This is a genomic window from Pseudomonas sp. 28 E 9 (genome assembly GCF_900004785.1).
Taxonomy (GTDB): Bacteria; Pseudomonadota; Gammaproteobacteria; order Pseudomonadales; family Pseudomonadaceae; genus Aquipseudomonas; species Aquipseudomonas orientalis_A.
Window position 1 is genome coordinate 14,388 of the sequence record NZ_CVTK01000024.1, and the last position, 16,907, is coordinate 31,294.

The following is a 16,907-nucleotide window of genomic DNA, read 5'->3' on the forward strand; positions in this document are numbered from 1 at the left end:
TAGGCCAAAAGCGGTGGGCCCGTTGCTGGAATCAGACAAATCAACAATTTGCGTAGGCCTTCACCGAAGCACTCGTAGGATCAGGCTATGATTGCCCTCCTCCACGGACTCAGGATCAAGGAAACGTTATGCGTATCGGTTTGCTGTCACCTCTGGCTCTGGCCCTGCTGGCCGTTATTCCCCTGGCGGCCCAAGCCAGTTCCGACGACTCGTGCTACCCCGACTGGCGGGTCTCGCGTGACAGTCTCGAACCGTGCAGCAACCAGCCTTTCCTCAGCCCGGGCAACGATAGCCGGGTCAACCTGCGCCTGTTGCTGGCCGATAAAAAAGCCGCGCCGCTGACGCCCAATGCCTTGGGCGAAGAGGATTTGGCCCAAGGGTTCGGCCCGGTGCCGTTTCCGGTGTATCGCCTGATGCCGATTCCAGCCGCGAGCGATGAGCCCGATAACCAGGCGGACGATTCACGCACTGCCGAGCTCGACACCCTGCTCCAGCCGCTGGGCATCAAGCGCGAGGAATACAAGACCGCCGGCGAAGCCTTCCTCAATGGTGAAGGCAGCCGCTGCCGCAGCAACAATGACGACAGCGCCACGGCGTATATCAGCCAAGTGATCAAGGCCGATATGCCGCCGGCTGAGCGCGACGTATTGGTCAAAGCCCGTTTGCAGCTGCTGACGACCTGCGACTGGGACGGCCAGGTGGTGGACGCGCAGTTGACGCCCTCGGCCAAGGCCCACCTGTTTCGCACTTATTTGCAGGCCGCCGCTGACTTCTACAGTGGCCGCTTCGGTGACGCCGAGCGCGGTTTCGCCGCCGCTGCGACCAGCGATGCACCCTGGCTGAAGGAAACTGCGCTGTACATGACCGCGCGCACCTCGCTGAACCAGGCCCAGGCCCAGGCGTTCGACGAATACGGCATGCCGCAGCGCGAGCAGGTGGACAAGCCCGCGTTGAACCACGCCGAACAAGGCTTTCTCGCTTACCTGAAAACGTATCCACAAGGCGATTACGTTGCCTCCGCCCGTGGCCTGCTGCGCCGGGTGCACTGGCTGGCGAACGACGATGCCAGGCTTGCCGAAGACTTCACCTGGCAACTGACCGAGGCCACCGACGCCCAGCGCAATGTGAGCGTGGACGAATTGGTCGAAGAAGCCGACCTCAAGTTACTGATGGCCGGCAACACGTCGACGAACAGCCCGATGCTGCAGGTGGTCAGCGACCTGATGGCGATGCGTGCCCACACCCCGCCGCTGTTGAGCCGCGCAGACCTCGACAAGCAAAAAAGCACCTTCGCCAACGAGCCGGCATTGTTCGACTACCTGCAAGCGGCGTATGCCCTGTATGTCGAGCATCAACCCGACACTGCCCTCAAGCACCTGCCGGCGGACGTGCCGTCAACCCTGGACTATTTCGCCTTCAGCCAGCAAACCCTGCGCGCTCTGGCCCTGGAAGCCAAACAAGACTGGGCAGGTGCGCAAGCCCTGTGGCTGCAACTGCTGCCGCTGGCCAGGCAACCGCTGCAACGCGACCAGCTGGAGCTGGCCCTGGCGATGAACTACGAGCGCAGCGGCCAACTGGCCAAGGTATTCGCCGCCGACTCGCCGATCAGCGCCAAACAGGTACGTTACATCCTGCTGCGCAACGTCGCCGGCCCCGACCTGCTGCGCCAGCAGATCGCTAACGCCAGCGACCCGACCGAACGCCAGAGCGCACAATTCGTGCTGCTCTACAAAGACCTGTTGCACCGCCAGTTCGCGACCTTTGCCGACGACCTCAAGCAAGCCTCGTTGTCCGAAGACAAGCTCGGCACCAGCCTGGGCTACACCTACACCAGCGGCCAGACCTTGAAGCTGTTCCAGTGGAACGGTGACAAGGCCGAATCCGGCTACGCCTGCCCAGGCATCGCGCAAACCGCCGCGACCTTGCAGGAGGATGCAAAAAACCCCCACGCCCTGAACTGTTTCGGTGAGTTCATCCTGCGCAACAGCCTGGACGGCATGCCCCTGGAACAACCCCGCGCCGCCGGGAGCCTGGGCAGCACCGCCTCGGACTTCAAGGGTGAGACCTTCTCGCGCCTGGACGGCTACAAGCAGGTGATCGCCAACGCCAAGGCACCGAAAACCGACAAGGCCTACGCACTGTTTCGCGCCATCAACTGCTACGCGCCGGCCGGCTACAACAGTTGCGGCGGTGAAGACGTGGCGCCGGCCGTGCGCAAAGGCTGGTTCCGCCAGCTCAAGAGCGGTTACGCCGACACGCAGTGGGGCAAATCGCTGCAGTACTACTGGTGAAGTCGCTGTGGCTGGGCTTGCTGTTGCTGGCGAGCCCGGCCTTCGGCGCCGTCGACGCCCGTGACTACGACGCCTTCTGGTTGTGGAGCGGCGTCACGCCCCAGCCGGTGCTCAAGCAGGCCAAAACCCTGTACATCCTCCAGGGCCAGATCAACTCCACGCGCCGCGCACCGCAACGCGGCGTGCAACTGATCGCCCAGGGCATGAGCGTGCCGCGCATCACCCAGGGCACTGTCTGGGTGGTCTACCGCGCCCATACCTTGCACTGTCCGGAACCGGTCTACACCCAACTGCTCGGCCAGGTGCAACGCTGGCGTGACGCGGGCAACCCGGTGGTCGGCATCCAGATCGACTTCGACGCCCGCACCCAATACCTGCACGAATACGCCGCCTTCCTGCGCGACCTGCGCCAGCGCCTGCCGGCCGACCTGCGCTTGAGCATCACCGGCTTGATGGACTGGAGCAGCAACGCCGACCCGGCCGCCATCGCCCAGCTCAAGGGCGTGGTGGATGAAGTGGTGGTGCAGACCTACCAGGGACGCCACAGCATTCCAGACTACGCGGCCTATTTGCCCCGGATGAACCGGATGGGCGTGCCGTTCAAGATTGGTTTGATTCAGGGCGGGGAGTGGCAAGAGCCGGGGTATCTGCGGGGCAATGAGTGGTTTCGGGGGTATGTGGTGTTTTTGCAGAACCCTTGAATCTTCCAACCATGGAAAAAAACCGGGCATCGAGCCAAATGTCCTCTGTAGGAGCGAGCTTGCTCGCGAAAAACGTCAACGATAACGCGTGTTTCCTGATTGAACGCGGCGCCTGTGAGTTTTTCGCGAGCAAGCTCGCTCCTACAAAAAGCCATTAGGGCATTGAGCCGGTTTTTTGCAGGTGGCCTTAGAGAATTGGATGATATAAGTTACCTTTACTGCTTTAAGGGGTGATATATCATGCTTGAAACAGGAAAGCCCTATCCTCACAAAGGGTATATCTCAGAGAGAAGTGCTGAACTGATAAGAGGTATCGGGAACGGTATCGAAATAGCCCGCATTCGTCGTCGACTGAAAATTTCCACAATATGCAGCCGTGCAGGGATCACCAGACAGACGTATCAGCGGCTGAGACAGGGCGAGGCAGGCGTCTCCCTCGGTGTGCTGATGAATGTGCTTAGCGCGATGGACCTGGAGGAAGGTATGGCGAGCATCGCGTCGCCGGAACTTGACCAGGTTGGGATTACCATGAGCCTCGCCCGTGAGCCTGGGCGAGTTCGCACTGAAGGAGAACCCGATGTCCTGGACGCCGATTGGTAATGCCTTTGTTTATTCAGCCCACTCAGTCGGTGATCCGGTGCCTGTGGGCGAGGTGGCCATGCACGCCAGCGGGTTCGTCTTTCGCTACGCCAACAGTTGGCTGACGCGGCCCGATGCATTCGCGATTGACCCGCTGAACTTGCCCCTGACCCGTAACCAATATTCCTCGACCCGGTAACGGTGCCGATGTGCGCATGCTGTCCAATGTATGCACCCGATTTGAATCGCAGCTGATGGCAGCACCACCTGGCCGTAACAGCGCGCATCCTTGACGGGTGCGCAACGGGAAGACGACGTTACGTTAAAGGCCCGCTCGACTTCCCAAAATCATCACTGAACAGCCTGCAACGGATACACCGACTCCCACCCTCCTCCCAACGCCTTGTACAAGCCGACCATGGCCAACGACACGCCCGTGGAGCTTTCCACCCACTGTTCCTGGGTCGCCAGCAGCGCGCTTTGCACGGTGAGCACATTGACGAAATCCGCGACCCCTTCGACGTACTGCTGTTGCGCGGTGGTGAGCGCGATCTGGTTCTGGCGCACGGCTTCGGCGAGGCTGTCGCGGCGCAGTTGGCTGGCGTTGTAGCGGGTCAGTTGGTCGTCGATCTCATGCCAGGCGCGCAGCACGGTTTGCTGGTAGGCCAGCGCCGCTTCCTGTTGCTGGGCTTCACGTAAATCGACGATGCCTTGCAGGCGCCCGCCGTTGAACAGCGGCAGGCTCAATTGCGGGCCGAAGGCGAAGGCGCGCGAGCCCCAGGAGCCGAAGTCAGAGAGTTGCAGGGCCTGGGAGCCGAGGCTGCCCGACAGGGTGATGCGCGGGTAAAAATCACCCTTGGCCACGCCGATGCTGGCAGTGGCGGCGTGCAAACGGGCTTCGGCCTGGCGGATGTCCGGGCGGCGCTCGGCCAGCTCCGACGGCAGGCCGATGGCGACCTGGCGCTGGGTCTGCGGCACGGCCGCGTCCTTGGACAGCTGCGTGTGCAGGGCTTGCGGCGGCTCGCCCATCAGCAGGCTCAGGGCGTTGATCAACTGATCCTGGCGCTGCTGCAGATCGGGCAGGCGTGCTTCGATGGCGGCGACCTGGGCGGCGGCTTCGGCCACGTCCAGGTCGGTCGCCACACCGTCGGCCAGGCGCAGTTGCGAGAGCTTGAGGCTGTGGCGGGCGACGTCGAGGTTTTGCTCGGTGACGGCGCGGGTGTTCTGGACGCCGCGCAGTTGGATGTAGTCCTGCGCGGTCTCGGCCAGCACCGACAGCAACACGGCGCGGCGGTCGTTTTCGGCAACGTCCAGGGTGGCGTCGGCGGCTTCGGTCTCGCGCTTGACCCGGCCCCAGAAGTCCAGCTCCCAGGCAGCGGAAAAGCCCATGTCCCACTGGCTGAAGGCCGAGCGGCCGTTCTCGCCGGAAGGGTCGTTCAAGCCTTTAGCGCTGTTGCGCTTGCGCTGGTAACCGCCGCCCGCATCGACGTTGGGGTAGCGTTCGGCGGTGGTCACCTGGCGCACCGCGCGACTTTGTTGCAGGCGGCTGCTGGCCAGCTTCAGGTCGAGGTTATCGCTGAGGGCGCGACGCGTGAGCGCTGACAACTGCTCGTCGTGGAACACGTCCCACCAGCGCTCCTGCAACGGGTCGCTGCTGGCACGACTGGCTGCCTGACGCCCCTGGGGCTCACTCCATTGGGCCACCTGCGGGCCTTGCGGCCGTTGGAAATCCGGGCCGACGGTGCAGGCACTCAGGCTGATGAGGCTCAAGGTGAGCCAGGCGAACTGTCTCATTGCTGGGCCACCTCAGGGTGGGGCGCGACCGCCTGTGTGTCGACACTGGCCTCTACCGACATACCGACGCGCAAGCGCTCGGTCAGCGGCTGATTGGGCTCCAGCACGATCTTCACCGGAATACGCTGCACCACCTTGGTGAAGTTGCCGGTGGCGTTGTCCGGCTTGACCGCGGCGAAGGTCACCCCGGTGGCCGGCGCCAGACTTTCCAGGTGACCGTTGAGCAACTCGCCGTCGAGGCTGTCGACGCGCACTTGCACGGCTTGGCCGGCATGCATGTGGGACAGTTGCGTCTCCTGGAAATTGGCCACGACATAGGCCTCGGCCAGCGGCACGACCGCGAGGATCTTGCTGCCCGGTGTCACATAGGCGCCGACCCGTACCGCCCGCTCACCGACCATGCCGTCCACCGGCGCGACGATACGCGTGTAGGACAGCTGATAACTGGCCATTTCCAGTGCGGCCTGGGCGCGCTTGAGCCCGCCTTCGGCGGCGTCACGCTGGGCCGTGAGGATTTCCACTTGCTTGCGTTCGGCGGCCAGCACTGCCGTGGACTTGGCCAGGCGCGCGGTGGCCTGGTCGATGCGGGTCTTGGCTTGCTGGGCGTTCTGCACGGTGCCTGCGCCGACGCCGGCGAGGTGGTTGTAGCGGTTCAGTTCGTGTTCGGCAAACGCCACTTCGGCACGGTCTGCCGCCACGGTGGCCTGGGCCTGGGCGATCACCGAGCTCTGGCGCTCCAGCGTCGCGCTGGCGTTTTTCAGTTGGGCCTGGGCGACCAGGGTGTCGGCGTCGGCGGCCTGGGCGGCGGCGCGAAAGTCGCGGTCATCGATCAACGCCAACAGCTGGCCGGCTTTGACGCGCTGGTTGTCCTGCACCAGCACTTCCTTGATGAACCCGGCCACGCGAGGGGCGACCAGGGTGAAATCGGCGGCGACGAAGGCGTCGTTGGTGGTCTGGCTCCGGCTGCCCAGGAGGCCTGGCGCAACCAGGTACACCAGCACGCCGACGGCAAACACAGCGATAACGGAGACGGCGATTTTATCTTTGCGTTTCATAAGAAATCCTTGGGGTCAGGTCGGTGCGCGAGGCGGAAAAATCCGCGTAGGCATCCAGAAAATCAGCAGGATCAGCGCCACCGCGACACCGGCCATGACGACATACAGATCCGAAGAAGTAAGCACCACGACTTGCGCGTGCAGGCGCTGCGCCAGGCCCGGCGCGTCGCCGTCGGCCAGGGGCGAATTGCCCAGGCGGTCCACCAGCATGGTCGAGTGAAAATGCCCGCGCTGGGTGGTCAGCGTATCCAGCACGGCGGTGGCGATCACGGCGGACAGGCCCTTGACGGTGTTGAACCACGCCGAGGCGAACGGCCCTTCGATGGGCTGGATACTGCCGGTGGACAGCATCAGCAGCGGCAGCACAGCCATCGGCTGGCCGAAAATCTGCAGCAGGTACCAGCCATAAAAATCATCGCGAATCCACGCCGACGTCAGGTGCGAACTGCCGATGCAGCCCAGCACCAGCATGCCCAGGCCTATCCCCAGCACCCAGCGGCAATCGACCCGGCGCAGGTTGCACAGCGCAGCCACCAGCGGCAGCGCGATCAGTTGCGGCAGCGCCATCAGCAGCATCACCGGCGCGGTTTGCAGGGGGCGGTAACCCTGGACCTGGGCGAGAAAACTCGACGGAATGATGATGACCGAGGTCAACACCATCAACACGCCGGCCAGCACGATCAACGCGAACGACAGGTTGCGCAGGCCGAGCATCTGCAACTTGAAGAACGGCAGCGGCTGCGACCACTCGTTGAGCATGAACAGCACCATCAGCAGCGTGCCGCCACTGAGCAGGAAGGTGATCAGGCCTGACTCGAACCAGTCCAGGCGATTGCCTTGCAACAGGCCGATCACCAGCATGCAGATGGCCGGGAAGCCCAACAGCAGACCACGCCAGTTGAACTGCTTGAAGCGCTCCAGGCGCAGCGGGTCCTGCGGCAAGCCGTAGGCCACGGCGGCCATCGCCAACAGGCAAGGCCCGACGATCTGCCAGAACGCCCATTGCCAGCCGACGTATTCGGTCCACAGCGCCGCCAGCGGCGTGCCCAGGCTCGGGCCGAAGGTGGCCGTCAGGGCATAACCGGCCAAGCCGTATAACTTGACGTTGGCCGGCAGGAACCGCAGCGCCACGGTCATCAGCATCGGCGGCAACGCGCCACCGGCCAGGCCTTGCACCGTGCGCAGGAGCAGCAGGCTTTCGTAGTTCGGTGCGAACGGGCACAGGATGCCGAGCAGGGTAAACAGGCCGATGGCACACAGGGTGAAGCGGCGCAGCGAGAGCGTCACCGCACACCACGGCGCGAACGCCATCGCCGCCACGGAGGTGGCGGTGTAGGCCGCGACCAGCCAGGTACCTTCGTCAAAGCCGATGTACAGCGCACCACGGATATCGGCGAGGGCGACCTTGGTGACCATCTCGTTGAGGCCGGACACCAGCACCGCCAGCAACACGCCAAGCAGGCCGATGATGATGCGCGGGCCGAACACGGGTGGGCTGGGCGCAGTGGGTTTGGCTGCGGCCTCGAAGGCGGGGGCAGCGAGGGAGGTCATGGACAGGTAACTCGGAATAAAGAAATACCCGAGCAGTTTAATCAGGCTCTAGCATGACAAAAAGTTACTTGTTGTCAGCTTATAAGTGCGTCAGACGCAATCCATGATGGGAGGGGCCAAGCCCTCATGTAGGAGCGAGCTCGCTCGCGAAAACCTCACAGGCGCCGCGGTCATTCAGGAAACACGCGTTATCGTTGACGGTTTTCGCGAGCAAGCTCGCTCCTACAGACTGGCTGAGGGCTGGGCTTCGAGCCAGGTGGCGTGGCAGCTCTCGCGCATGGTTTCGCGCAGCCATTTGTGTGCCGGGTCTTTGTCGAAGCGTGGGTGCCAGGATTGGGCCAATACCAGCGTCGGCAATGAGATTGGCAGCGGGAATGCGCGCAACGGCAGCTTCAGGCGCCTGGCGCTGAGGAGCGCTTCCTTGGGCACCGGCAGCAGCAGGTCGGAGTCGGGCAGCATGAACATGGCACCGTGAAAGCCCGGGGCGATCATTGCCACGCGGCGCTCCAGGCCCTGGGCGTTCAACGCGGTATCGATCGGCCCACGGGCGATGCCGCGCCGCGAGATGCTGATGTGGGAATAGCTGGCAAACCCCGCGGCGGTGATCTCTGCGTCGAACAGCGGATGATCTTCCCGCGCCAGGCCGACGAAGGTGGTCGAGAACAGGTTCTGCACCTTCACTTCAGGGCTCGCCGGCAGGGTATTGCTCACGCGCAAGTCCAACCGCCCTTCGCGCAGCGCTTCGTCGTCGGTGTCGCCTTCGGGCACGAAGCGCAGTTCGCAGAACGGCGCCACGCGCTGCATGGTGTCGAACAGTCGCCCGCCATACACGCCGATGAAAAAGTCGTTGGCGCGCACACTGAAGCGGCGGCGCAGGGTGCTCAAGTCCACTTGATCGGCCGAGCGAAACAGCAACGCCGCCTGCTCCACCACAGTGCGCACCTGGCCTTGCAGCTCCAGCGCCTTGGGAGTCGGCACCAGGCCGCGGCCGGCGCGTACCAGGATCGGATCGCCGACCGCTTCGCGGATACGTGTGAGGGTGCGGCTCATGGCCGCCGGGCTCAAGTTCATCCGCCGCGCCGCGCCCACCACGCTGCCTTCATCGAGCAAGGCGTCGAGGGCGACCAGCAGGTTCATGTCCGGTAGTTGCATGCCAAGCACTCGTGATCGATCGGGAGTGAATTGGGCGCAATCCTAGCAGGCTTTATCGGTTCAGAACGGCGCATCGCCCTGGATGGTGGTACGGAACAATTTGCGCCGCAGGTGACTCGGGCAACCGGCGGCCAGGTGGATCAGCGAGCGATTGTCCCAGAACACCAGGTCGTGGGGCTGCCACTGGTGGCGGTAGATGTTTTCCGGCAGCACGCTGTGGGCGTAGAGCTGGGCCAGCAGGTCGCGGCTTTCGTCATCCGGCAGGCCGACGATGCGGGTGGTGAAGCCTTCGCTGACGAACAGCGCCTTGCGGCCGTTTTCAGGATGGGTACGCACGATGGGGTGCACCACTTCGGCCACCTGGGCGAGCTGTTCCGGGGTCAGGGTCGGGCGCCAGTTACCTTCGAATTTGGTTTCGCTGTAACGCGCGGTGTAGGAATGCGCGGCGCGGCGCCCCTCGACGGCGTTGCGCAGGTGCTCGGGCAGTTGCTCCCAGGCCTTGTGCATGTCGGCAAACAGGGTGTCGCCGCCTTCGGACGGCAGTTCCTGGGCATGCAGCATCGAGCCCAGGCTGGGCAGTTCCTTGTACGACAGGTCCGAGTGCCAGAACTTGCCCGCATCGCCCAGGCCGATGGATTGGCCGTTTTCGATGATGTTGGAGACGATCAGGATTTCCGGGTGATTGGCCAGTAGGAACTGCTTGAGTACATGAATTTGCAGCACGCCGAAGCGGCGGCTGAAGGCGATCTGTTGTTCAGGGGTGATGCGTTGGTCGCGGAATACGATGACGTGGTGGTCCAGGTGCGCGCGGTGGATGCGGGCGAAGTCCTGGTCGTTGACGGGTTGGGACAGATCCAGGCCGACGATTTCGGCACCGACACTGCCGGGGAAGGGGCGGATGTCGAAGGTTTGAAGGGTGGCGGGCATTGGGTTCACTTCCGGCGGACAGGGGAGTGAATTTATAGGCCTGAGAATGGAAGTTTAAATACTGTTAGGGCATATCCATATGCATTGGTGAGGCTGATGGCCTCATCGGGGGCAAGCCCCCTCCCACATTTTAAGTGTGTTCACAAATCAAGTGTGGGAGGGGGCTTGCCCCCGATGAGGCCGGAGCAGGCGATAGAGATTACCGCTCGTGCAACGCCTCCGCCCGCGCCTTGATGATCGGCTTGAGCAGGTAGCTGAGGATGCTTTTCTTGCCGGTGATGATGTCCACCGAGGCGACCATGCCGGGGATGATCAGCAGCGGTTTTTCATCGGTACCCAGGTGGCTGCGGTCGGTGCGCAGGGTGATCATGTAGTAGGTGGTTTTCTTGTCTTCATCGGTGATGGTGTCGGCGCCGATGCGTTCGAGCTTGGCCTTCAGGCCACCGTAGATGGTGTAGTCATAGGCGGTAAATTTGACCACCGCTTCCTGGCCAGGGTGCAGGAAGGCGATGTCTTGCGGGCGGATCTTGGCTTCCACCAGCAGGGTGTCGTCCAGCGGTACGATTTCGACCATGTCGCTGCCCGGCTGGATGACGCCTCCGACGGTGTTGACCAGCAACTGCTTGACGATGCCGCGCACCGGCGAGGTGACCAGGGTACGGCTGACGCGGTCTTCCAGGGCGCGGCCGGTGGATTCGGCCTTGTTCAGTTCGGTGCGCGCTTCGTTGAGTTGGGTCAGGGCTTCGCTGCGGAATTTGCCACGGGTCTCGTCGATCTTGCGCTGCACTTCCTTGATCGCCGATTCGGCGCGCGGGATCGCCAGGGTGGTGGCGTCCAGTTGGCCCCGGGTTTCCATTTCGGCGCGCTTGAGGCGCAGCACTTCCACCGGCGATACCGCACCCTGGGCCACCAGCGGCTCGGACATGTTGATTTCCTGGCGTTGCAGGGACAACTGGCTGCGGTACTGGCTTTGCTTGGAGGTGAACTCACGCAACTCCTGTTGGCGCTGCACCAGTTGCTCCTGCAAACCGCCGACTTCGTCTTTCAACTGCTGGCGGCGGCTTTCATACAGTGAGCGCTCGTTGGCGGCCTGGCTGGGCGCGGCCTTGAGCACATCGTCGGGAATCGTCAGCGGGCGGTCGTCCACCTGCGCACTCAGGCGCTCGACGCGCAGCTGCATGGCCAGGCGCAGGGCTTCGGTCTCCCCGGCGTTGGACACAAACCGCGTGTCGTCCAGGCGAATCAAAGGCGCACCGGCCTCGACGATCTGGCCTTCCTTGACATACAACTCGGCGACGATACCGCCTTCCAGGTTCTGGATTTTCTGCAGCTTGGACGACGGAATCGCCTTGCCGTCGCCTCGGGTCACTTCGTCGATTTCGGAGAAACCCGCCCACACCACCAGGAACACAAAGAACGCGATGATGGCCCAGATGGTCAGGCGGATGACCCGCGGCGCATCTTCGATCAGCGCTTTGTTGACCTCGGGCAGCGGCTGGCCCTGCAGCGAGTCGGAACCTTTGAAGTAGCGCCCGACCGCGCTTTTGATGGAATTAAGCGACACTGATCTGCCCCTTCTTCAACGCTTCCATGACCACGGCTTTCGGGCCGTCCGCGAGGATCTGCCCACGGTCAACCACCAACAGGCGGTCCACCAGGGACAGCAGCGAGGCACGGTGCGTCACCAGGACTACGGTCTTGTTTTGCACCACGGCATGCAGGCGTTGTTTCAAGCGTTCTTCACCGGTGTTGTCCATGGCGCTGGTGGGTTCGTCCAGCAGCAGGATGGGCGGGTTGAGCAGCAATGCACGGGCCAGGGCGACGTTCTGGCGCTGGCCACCGGACAGGTTCTGCCCACGCTCGCCAACCTGCAGCTCATAGCCTTGCGGGTGCAGGCGCGCGAATTCGTGCACACCGGCCAGTTCGGCGGCTTGCAGTACCATCTCGTCTTCGACGTAGCGCGCACCGCTGACCAGGTTGTCACGCAGGGTGCCGGCCAGCAGTTGGATGTCCTGGGCGACGTAGCCGATGTTGTGGCGCAGTTCGCTGACGTCGATCTGGCGCACGTCCACACCGTCCACCAGCAACGCGCCGGAGTCGGGTTGATAGAGGCCGACGATCAGTTTGGCCAGGGAGCTTTTGCCCGAGCCGCTGCGACCGATGATGCCGATCTTTTCCCCTGGCTTGATCACCAGGTTGATGTTTTTCAGCGCCGGATTCTGTTGGTTCGGGTAGGTGAAATTCAGGCCCCGGCACTCGATGGCGCCTTGCAGGGTGCGACGGCTCATGGGGCGCTCTTCGAAATTGCGCTCCTGGGGCAGCTCCATCATCTGGTCCACCGAGGTCATGGTGACCTTGGCCTGCTGGTAGCGCGTGAGCAGGCCCGACAGCGAGGCCAGCGGGCTCAAGGCGCGGCCGCTGAGCATGTAGCAGGCAATCAGGCCGCCCATGCTGAGGTTGCCGTCGATGATCTGGTACACGCCGAACACGATCATGATCACGCCGGCCAGTTGCTGGATCAGCAGGGTCATGTTCATCGACAGGCCCGACAGCAATTTCACCCGCAGTTCGAGCCGGCTCAAGGTGCCGATGGTCTGTTCCCAGCCGTACTGGCGTTCGCTCTCGGCATTGTTGACCTTGACCGCATCCAGCCCGGCGAGGGTTTCGATCAGGCTCGACTGGCGTTCGGCGGCCAGGGCCATGGTGCGTTCCATGGTCGCGACCAAAGGTTTTTGCAGGGCGTAGCCGATGCCCAGGGCAATCGGGAACGCCAGCACCGGAATCCACACCAAATGGCCACCGAGCAGGGCGATCACCAGGAAGATCAGCAGCGTGAACGGCAGGTCGATCAGGCTGGTGAGGGTCAGGGAGGCGAGGAAGTCGCGCAGGCTCTGGAACTCATGAATGTTCTGCGCAAAGCTGCCGACGCGCGCCGGGCGGTACTTCATCGACATGCCGACGATGCGCTCGAACAGGGTGGCGGAGATGATCAGGTCGGTTTTTTTACCGGCCAGGTCCAGGCACAGACTGCGCAGGCTCTTGAGCACCAAATCGAACAGATACGCGCCACAGATGCCCACGGCCAGCACCCACAGCGTAGAGGTGGCCTGGTTCGGCACCACGCGGTCGTACACGTTCATCACGAACAGCGGCGCGGCCATGGCGATGATGTTGATCAGGAAGCTGGCGGCGATGGCATCGGTATACAGCCAGCGCGAACGCTTGAGCGTGTCACGAAACCAGGAGCGCGCCCGGGGGATCAGCGTGCCGTGGTTAACGTCGAATTTGTGCTGCGGCTGGGCAAAGAAGACTTTGCCGGTGTAGTCGTCGACCAGCAGCGCGCGCTTGATCAGCACTTCACCGCCATCACTTTCGCTGAGCAGCACCCGTGCCTGATCATCGCCTTCCCAGCCGAGCAGCACGGTACTGCGCCCGTCCTTGAGCAGCAGCAGGGCCGGTAACGCGATGGCCGGAATCTGTTCGAGCCTGCGTTGCAGCAGCCGCCCCTGCAGGCCGGCCCGCGCGGCGGCACGCGACAGCAACTCGGCACTCAGGCGCTGCGAAGGCAGCGGCAGGCCGGTGGTGAGCATGGCCGCGCTGGCCGGTTTCTGATGCAGGGCGCAGAGTGCCAACAAGCCGTCGAGTAACGGATCGTCGTGCAGCGTGCGTGGATCATGACTGAGATGAACTCGACTGACTTCGGATTCCACGCGGGGCACTCTCGACTAACAGATGGGGCTATGGGGTGACTCAGTTCATTCCAGGCAGTTGGACTTTGGGCTTCACATCGTTTTGCACGACGGAGGCCATTGGAGCGACGACGCCTTGGCTTTTGAGCAATTCGCCCATGGTCGCCTTGATTCGGTACTGAGTAAATAACTGAATATTCTTGATCTCTTCCAGTCGACGCGAAGCGGTGAACAATTCGTTCTCGCTGTCGAGCAAGTCCAGCAGGGTACGTTGGCCCAGGCTGAACTGTTGCTGGTAGGACGTGCGCACGCGGGTGCTGTGGTCCACGTACTGCTGGGCCACCGGCAGTTGCGCGTTGGCGTTGTTCAAGGCGTTCCAGGCCAGGCCCAGTTCTTCATTGAGCTGGCGCAAGGCGTTGTTGCGGATGTCCAGGGCCTGGTTGGCCTGGTATGACTTCGATTGCAGGTCGGCCTTGTTGCTGCCGCCGGCAAACAGGTTGAAGCGCATGCGCACCATGGCTTCCCAGCCGTTGCTGTGGTTGGCGTCACCGGAGACGTTGTTGTCGGCATTGGTGCCCAGCTCAGCGTCAAAGCGTGGATAGAAGCTGGATTTGGCGGCCGCGTATTGCTTCTCGGCGGCGGAGATGTCCGACTCGGCCGAGCGCAGCACCGGGCTGTTGTCGAGCATCTGGCGCCGCGCTTCATTCAGGTCGGCCGGGAGCATGGCCATGAACGGCGCCGGGCGCTCGAGCTGGTCGGGCATCTCGCCAACGGCGCTGAGGTAGTTGGTTTGCGCATCCGCCAGGTTGGTCTGCTCGGTGATCAGGTTGTTGCGGGCCTGGGCCAGACGCGCTTCGGCCTGGTCCTGATCGGCGCCGTTACCGACGCCGCGCTGGGTGCGCAACTTGATCTGATCGTAAATGCGTTCGTGGTTGCGCAGGTTTTCTTCGGCCAGGCGCACGAACTCGCGGCGGGTCAGCACTTCCAGGTAGACCTGGGCAACGGTCAACGCGGTGCGCTCGGACGTACCGAGCAACGAATAGGCACGGGAGTTGACGTTGGCCTGTTGACGCCCGACTTCGCTGGAGGTGGCGAACCCGTCAAAGATCATTTGCTGCAGGCGCAGGCTGGATTCACCGCGATTGAGGGTGTCCCAGTGGTTGCCGCCCGTACCATTGGCGGCGCGGGTGGAAGCGTTGTCGGTGCCCGCACGGCCATAGCCGGCATTCAAATCGACACGCGGCAGATACCCACCCTGCGCCGCACGCAATTGGTAATCGGCGGCGATGCGGCTGTTTATACCCGCTTGAATTTCAGGATGCACATCCATTGCCTGCTGCATGGCTTGAGGCAGCGTCTGGGCTTGTACAAAGCTAGCGGCGAGAACGAACGGTATTGCCTTGAACAGGTGCAGACGCATTAAAAATTCCCCAGGACTTCTTGTCTCAAATCACAGCGATTGGCGCCGCCGCGTCGGATAATGGCTAGCGTAATGACCGTACGTCGGAAAGTTCAAAAAGCGGAACTGCTTCACACATGTAGGACGGTTCGCCGCATAAATATCAATGTGACATTACGGGGGCGATTGTTTAGGATGGCGGCCATAAGGTCAATAGTTTGGCATAAAGTAGATAGCTAAAAATTCTAGCCAATAATTTGACGTCAGTAAGTGTTCAGACTACGCCCCCTCCAGTTTGGCCCTCCCTCTTGAGCGGCCACATGGAATCATCAGAAACGGATCGCCGGAGAAATATTTAATGAGCAATGTTGTTGCCATCGTCAAAAGCATTGTTGGTCAAGTGTTCGTTATTTCTCCGGAAGGGACACGCCGTGTTCTGGTTGAGGGTGATCGCCTGTTTGCGGGCGACCAGATTGATACGGGCCTGTCGGGCGCAGTGAGCCTGGAACTGGCTGACGGACGCACGCTGGACCTGGGCCGCGACACCCAGTGGAGCGCCGACATGCCGGACTCCACCGCCGACCTGGCCGCCGCCACCGAACAAGCCGCGCCGTCGGTTGCCGAGCTGCAGCAGGCCATCGCCGCCGGCGCCGACCCGACCACCGAACTGGAAGCCACTGCCGCCGGCGCCACTGCTGCCGGTAATGGCGCGGCAGGCGGCGGTCACAGCTTCGTGGTGCTGGACGCGACCGCCGGGCGTGTCGATCCGACCATCGGCTTTCCCACCGCCCCTATCGGCCAGGGCACAGCAACGCTGAATACCTTTAATGGTGCTCAAGCTTCTGCAGGCAACGGCAACCTGGCGCTGCAGCCTTCGACCCTGAGCCTGAGCGCCACCCCGAGCATCACCGAAGCCGGGGGCGTGCTGACGTATACCGCCACCGTGACCCAGGCCGGCACCAGCGACTTGACCATCACCCTGTCCAACGGCGCGGTGATCACCATCCCGTCCGGCCAACTGACCGGCACCGTCAACGTGCCCCTGGCGCCTAACGACAGCCCGTACCTCGACGCCAGCCAGATCAGCGTCAACGTCACCGGCATCACCGGCGGCAACAACCTGGTACTGACCCTCGACCCTAACCCGGCCGTGACGCAGATTACCGACACCATCGATACCACCACCGTGACCTTGACGGCTGGTTCGAGCGTGACTGAAGGCGGTCAGATCACCTACACCGCGACCCTGACCAACCCGGCACAAACCCCGGTGAGCGTCACCTTGAGCAATGGCTCGGTGATTACCATCAAGGCGGGGGAGTCGACAGGTACTGTTGTTGTCGATACGCCGGCCAATGACGTCTACGTTAATGGCTCGACCGTTAGCACCACTATTACCGGAGCAACCGGCGGCAACTTTGAAAACCTGGTGCCGAGCACTACGCCTGCGGTTACTACCATTACTGATGTGGTCGATACCACCACTGTCACGCTGACGGCCGGTTCCACCGTGACCGAAGGCGGCCAGATCACCTACACCGCGACATTGAACAACCCGGCGCAAACCCCGGTGAGCGTCACCTTGAGCAATGGCTCGGTGATTACCATCAAGGCAGGTGAGTCCACAGGTACTGTTGTTGTCGATACCCCGGCCAATGACGTCTACGTTAACGGCTCGACCGTCAGCACCACTATTACCGGCGCAACCGGCGGCAACTTTGAAAACCTGGTGCCGAGCACTACGCCTGCGGTTACCACCATTACTGATG

General features: G+C 62.7%; 14 protein-coding genes. 5 read left to right on the forward strand and 9 right to left on the reverse strand.

All coding sequences use genetic code 11. The features are described from left to right. Positions 1 to 128: 128 nt before the first annotated feature. The 4 genes from BFQ00_RS04355 (at position 129) to BFQ00_RS29905 (ending at position 3,770) form a co-directional block, all read left to right on the forward strand. Positions 129 to 2,291 carry an outer membrane assembly lipoprotein YfiO gene (locus BFQ00_RS04355; RefSeq protein WP_065932714.1) on the forward strand — a complete coding sequence of 721 codons (2,163 nt, stop codon included), beginning with the start codon at positions 129 to 131 and terminating at the stop codon, positions 2,289 to 2,291. Continuing rightward, positions 2,288 to 2,992, forward strand: coding sequence for a DUF3142 domain-containing protein (locus BFQ00_RS04360; protein WP_065932715.1), 705 nt, complete (start codon positions 2,288 to 2,290; stop codon positions 2,990 to 2,992). Before BFQ00_RS04355 ends, BFQ00_RS04360 begins: the two co-directional genes overlap by 4 nt. A gap of 240 nt (positions 2,993 to 3,232) precedes the next feature. After that, positions 3,233 to 3,592 carry a helix-turn-helix domain-containing protein gene (locus BFQ00_RS29790; RefSeq protein ID WP_065932716.1) on the forward strand — a complete coding sequence of 120 codons (360 nt, stop codon included), beginning with the start codon at positions 3,233 to 3,235 and terminating at the stop codon, positions 3,590 to 3,592. Then, positions 3,570 to 3,770 carry a hypothetical protein gene (locus BFQ00_RS29905; protein ID WP_065932717.1) on the forward strand — a complete coding sequence of 67 codons (201 nt, stop codon included), beginning with the start codon at positions 3,570 to 3,572 and terminating at the stop codon, positions 3,768 to 3,770. Before BFQ00_RS29790 ends, BFQ00_RS29905 begins: the two co-directional genes overlap by 23 nt. 152 nt (positions 3,771 to 3,922) lie before the next feature. On the opposite strand, the gene BFQ00_RS04375 is transcribed toward BFQ00_RS29905, so the two are convergent. The 9 genes from BFQ00_RS04375 to BFQ00_RS30300 all read right to left on the reverse strand — a co-directional run bounded on the left by BFQ00_RS04375 (position 3,923) and on the right by BFQ00_RS30300 (position 15,166). Beyond that, complete coding sequence (locus BFQ00_RS04375; protein ID WP_065932718.1) at positions 3,923 to 5,365, reverse strand: efflux transporter outer membrane subunit; 1,443 nt, start codon at positions 5,363 to 5,365, stop codon at positions 3,923 to 3,925. After that, complete coding sequence (locus tag BFQ00_RS04380; RefSeq protein WP_065932719.1) at positions 5,362 to 6,420, reverse strand: HlyD family secretion protein; 1,059 nt, start codon at positions 6,418 to 6,420, stop codon at positions 5,362 to 5,364. Before BFQ00_RS04380 ends, BFQ00_RS04375 begins: the two co-directional genes overlap by 4 nt. 15 nt (positions 6,421 to 6,435) lie before the next feature. After that, positions 6,436 to 7,971: an MFS transporter gene (locus BFQ00_RS04385; RefSeq protein WP_065932720.1), complete on the reverse strand. Its 1,536-nt coding sequence runs from the start codon at positions 7,969 to 7,971 to the stop codon at positions 6,436 to 6,438. A gap of 222 nt (positions 7,972 to 8,193) precedes the next feature. After that, positions 8,194 to 9,123 (reverse strand): LysR family transcriptional regulator, encoded by a 930-nt coding sequence (locus tag BFQ00_RS04390; protein ID WP_065932721.1) that lies wholly within the window; start codon positions 9,121 to 9,123, stop codon positions 8,194 to 8,196. 60 nt (positions 9,124 to 9,183) lie between these two features. After that, the gene (locus BFQ00_RS04395) at positions 9,184 to 10,050 is read right to left on the reverse strand and encodes a TauD/TfdA dioxygenase family protein (protein ID WP_065932722.1); all 867 of its coding nucleotides are present in this window, start codon (positions 10,048 to 10,050) and stop codon (positions 9,184 to 9,186) included. Positions 10,051 to 10,249: 199 nt separating this feature from the next. Beyond that, positions 10,250 to 11,614, reverse strand: a complete 1,365-nt coding sequence (locus BFQ00_RS04400) for an HlyD family type I secretion periplasmic adaptor subunit (protein WP_065886609.1) — start codon at positions 11,612 to 11,614, stop codon at positions 10,250 to 10,252. Further along, positions 11,604 to 13,760 carry a type I secretion system permease/ATPase gene (locus tag BFQ00_RS04405; protein ID WP_065886608.1) on the reverse strand — a complete coding sequence of 719 codons (2,157 nt, stop codon included), beginning with the start codon at positions 13,758 to 13,760 and terminating at the stop codon, positions 11,604 to 11,606. Before BFQ00_RS04405 ends, BFQ00_RS04400 begins: the two co-directional genes overlap by 11 nt. A 40-nt stretch (positions 13,761 to 13,800) precedes the next feature. Further along, the gene (locus BFQ00_RS04410) at positions 13,801 to 15,135 is read right to left on the reverse strand and encodes a TolC family outer membrane protein (RefSeq protein ID WP_371914180.1); all 1,335 of its coding nucleotides are present in this window, start codon (positions 15,133 to 15,135) and stop codon (positions 13,801 to 13,803) included. After that, positions 15,113 to 15,166 carry a hypothetical protein gene (locus BFQ00_RS30300; protein ID WP_371914181.1) on the reverse strand — a complete coding sequence of 18 codons (54 nt, stop codon included), beginning with the start codon at positions 15,164 to 15,166 and terminating at the stop codon, positions 15,113 to 15,115. Before BFQ00_RS30300 ends, BFQ00_RS04410 begins: the two co-directional genes overlap by 23 nt. Positions 15,167 to 15,496: 330 nt before the next feature. Here BFQ00_RS30300 and BFQ00_RS04415 point away from each other — a divergent pair. Continuing rightward, positions 15,497 to 16,907: retention module-containing protein (locus tag BFQ00_RS04415; RefSeq protein WP_139114966.1), on the forward strand; the 1,411-nt coding region annotated here is incomplete at its 3' end.

Excerpts from the sequence above, each read along its gene's own strand:
- BFQ00_RS04395 (WP_065932722.1), bottom strand. The coding sequence starts at position 10,050 with ATGCCCGCCACCCTTCAAACCTTCGACATCCGCCCCTTCCCCGGCAGT.
- BFQ00_RS04355 (WP_065932714.1), top strand. The coding sequence starts at position 129 with ATGCGTATCGGTTTGCTGTCACCTCTGGCTCTGGCCCTGCTGGCCGTT.
- BFQ00_RS29790 (WP_065932716.1), top strand. The coding sequence starts at position 3,233 with ATGCTTGAAACAGGAAAGCCCTATCCTCACAAAGGGTATATCTCAGAG.
- BFQ00_RS04390 (WP_065932721.1), bottom strand. The coding sequence starts at position 9,123 with ATGCAACTACCGGACATGAACCTGCTGGTCGCCCTCGACGCCTTGCTC.
- BFQ00_RS04380 (WP_065932719.1), bottom strand. The coding sequence starts at position 6,420 with ATGAAACGCAAAGATAAAATCGCCGTCTCCGTTATCGCTGTGTTTGCC.
- BFQ00_RS29905 (WP_065932717.1), top strand. The coding sequence starts at position 3,570 with ATGTCCTGGACGCCGATTGGTAATGCCTTTGTTTATTCAGCCCACTCA.
- BFQ00_RS04385 (WP_065932720.1), bottom strand. The coding sequence starts at position 7,971 with ATGACCTCCCTCGCTGCCCCCGCCTTCGAGGCCGCAGCCAAACCCACT.
- BFQ00_RS04375 (WP_065932718.1), bottom strand. The coding sequence starts at position 5,365 with ATGAGACAGTTCGCCTGGCTCACCTTGAGCCTCATCAGCCTGAGTGCC.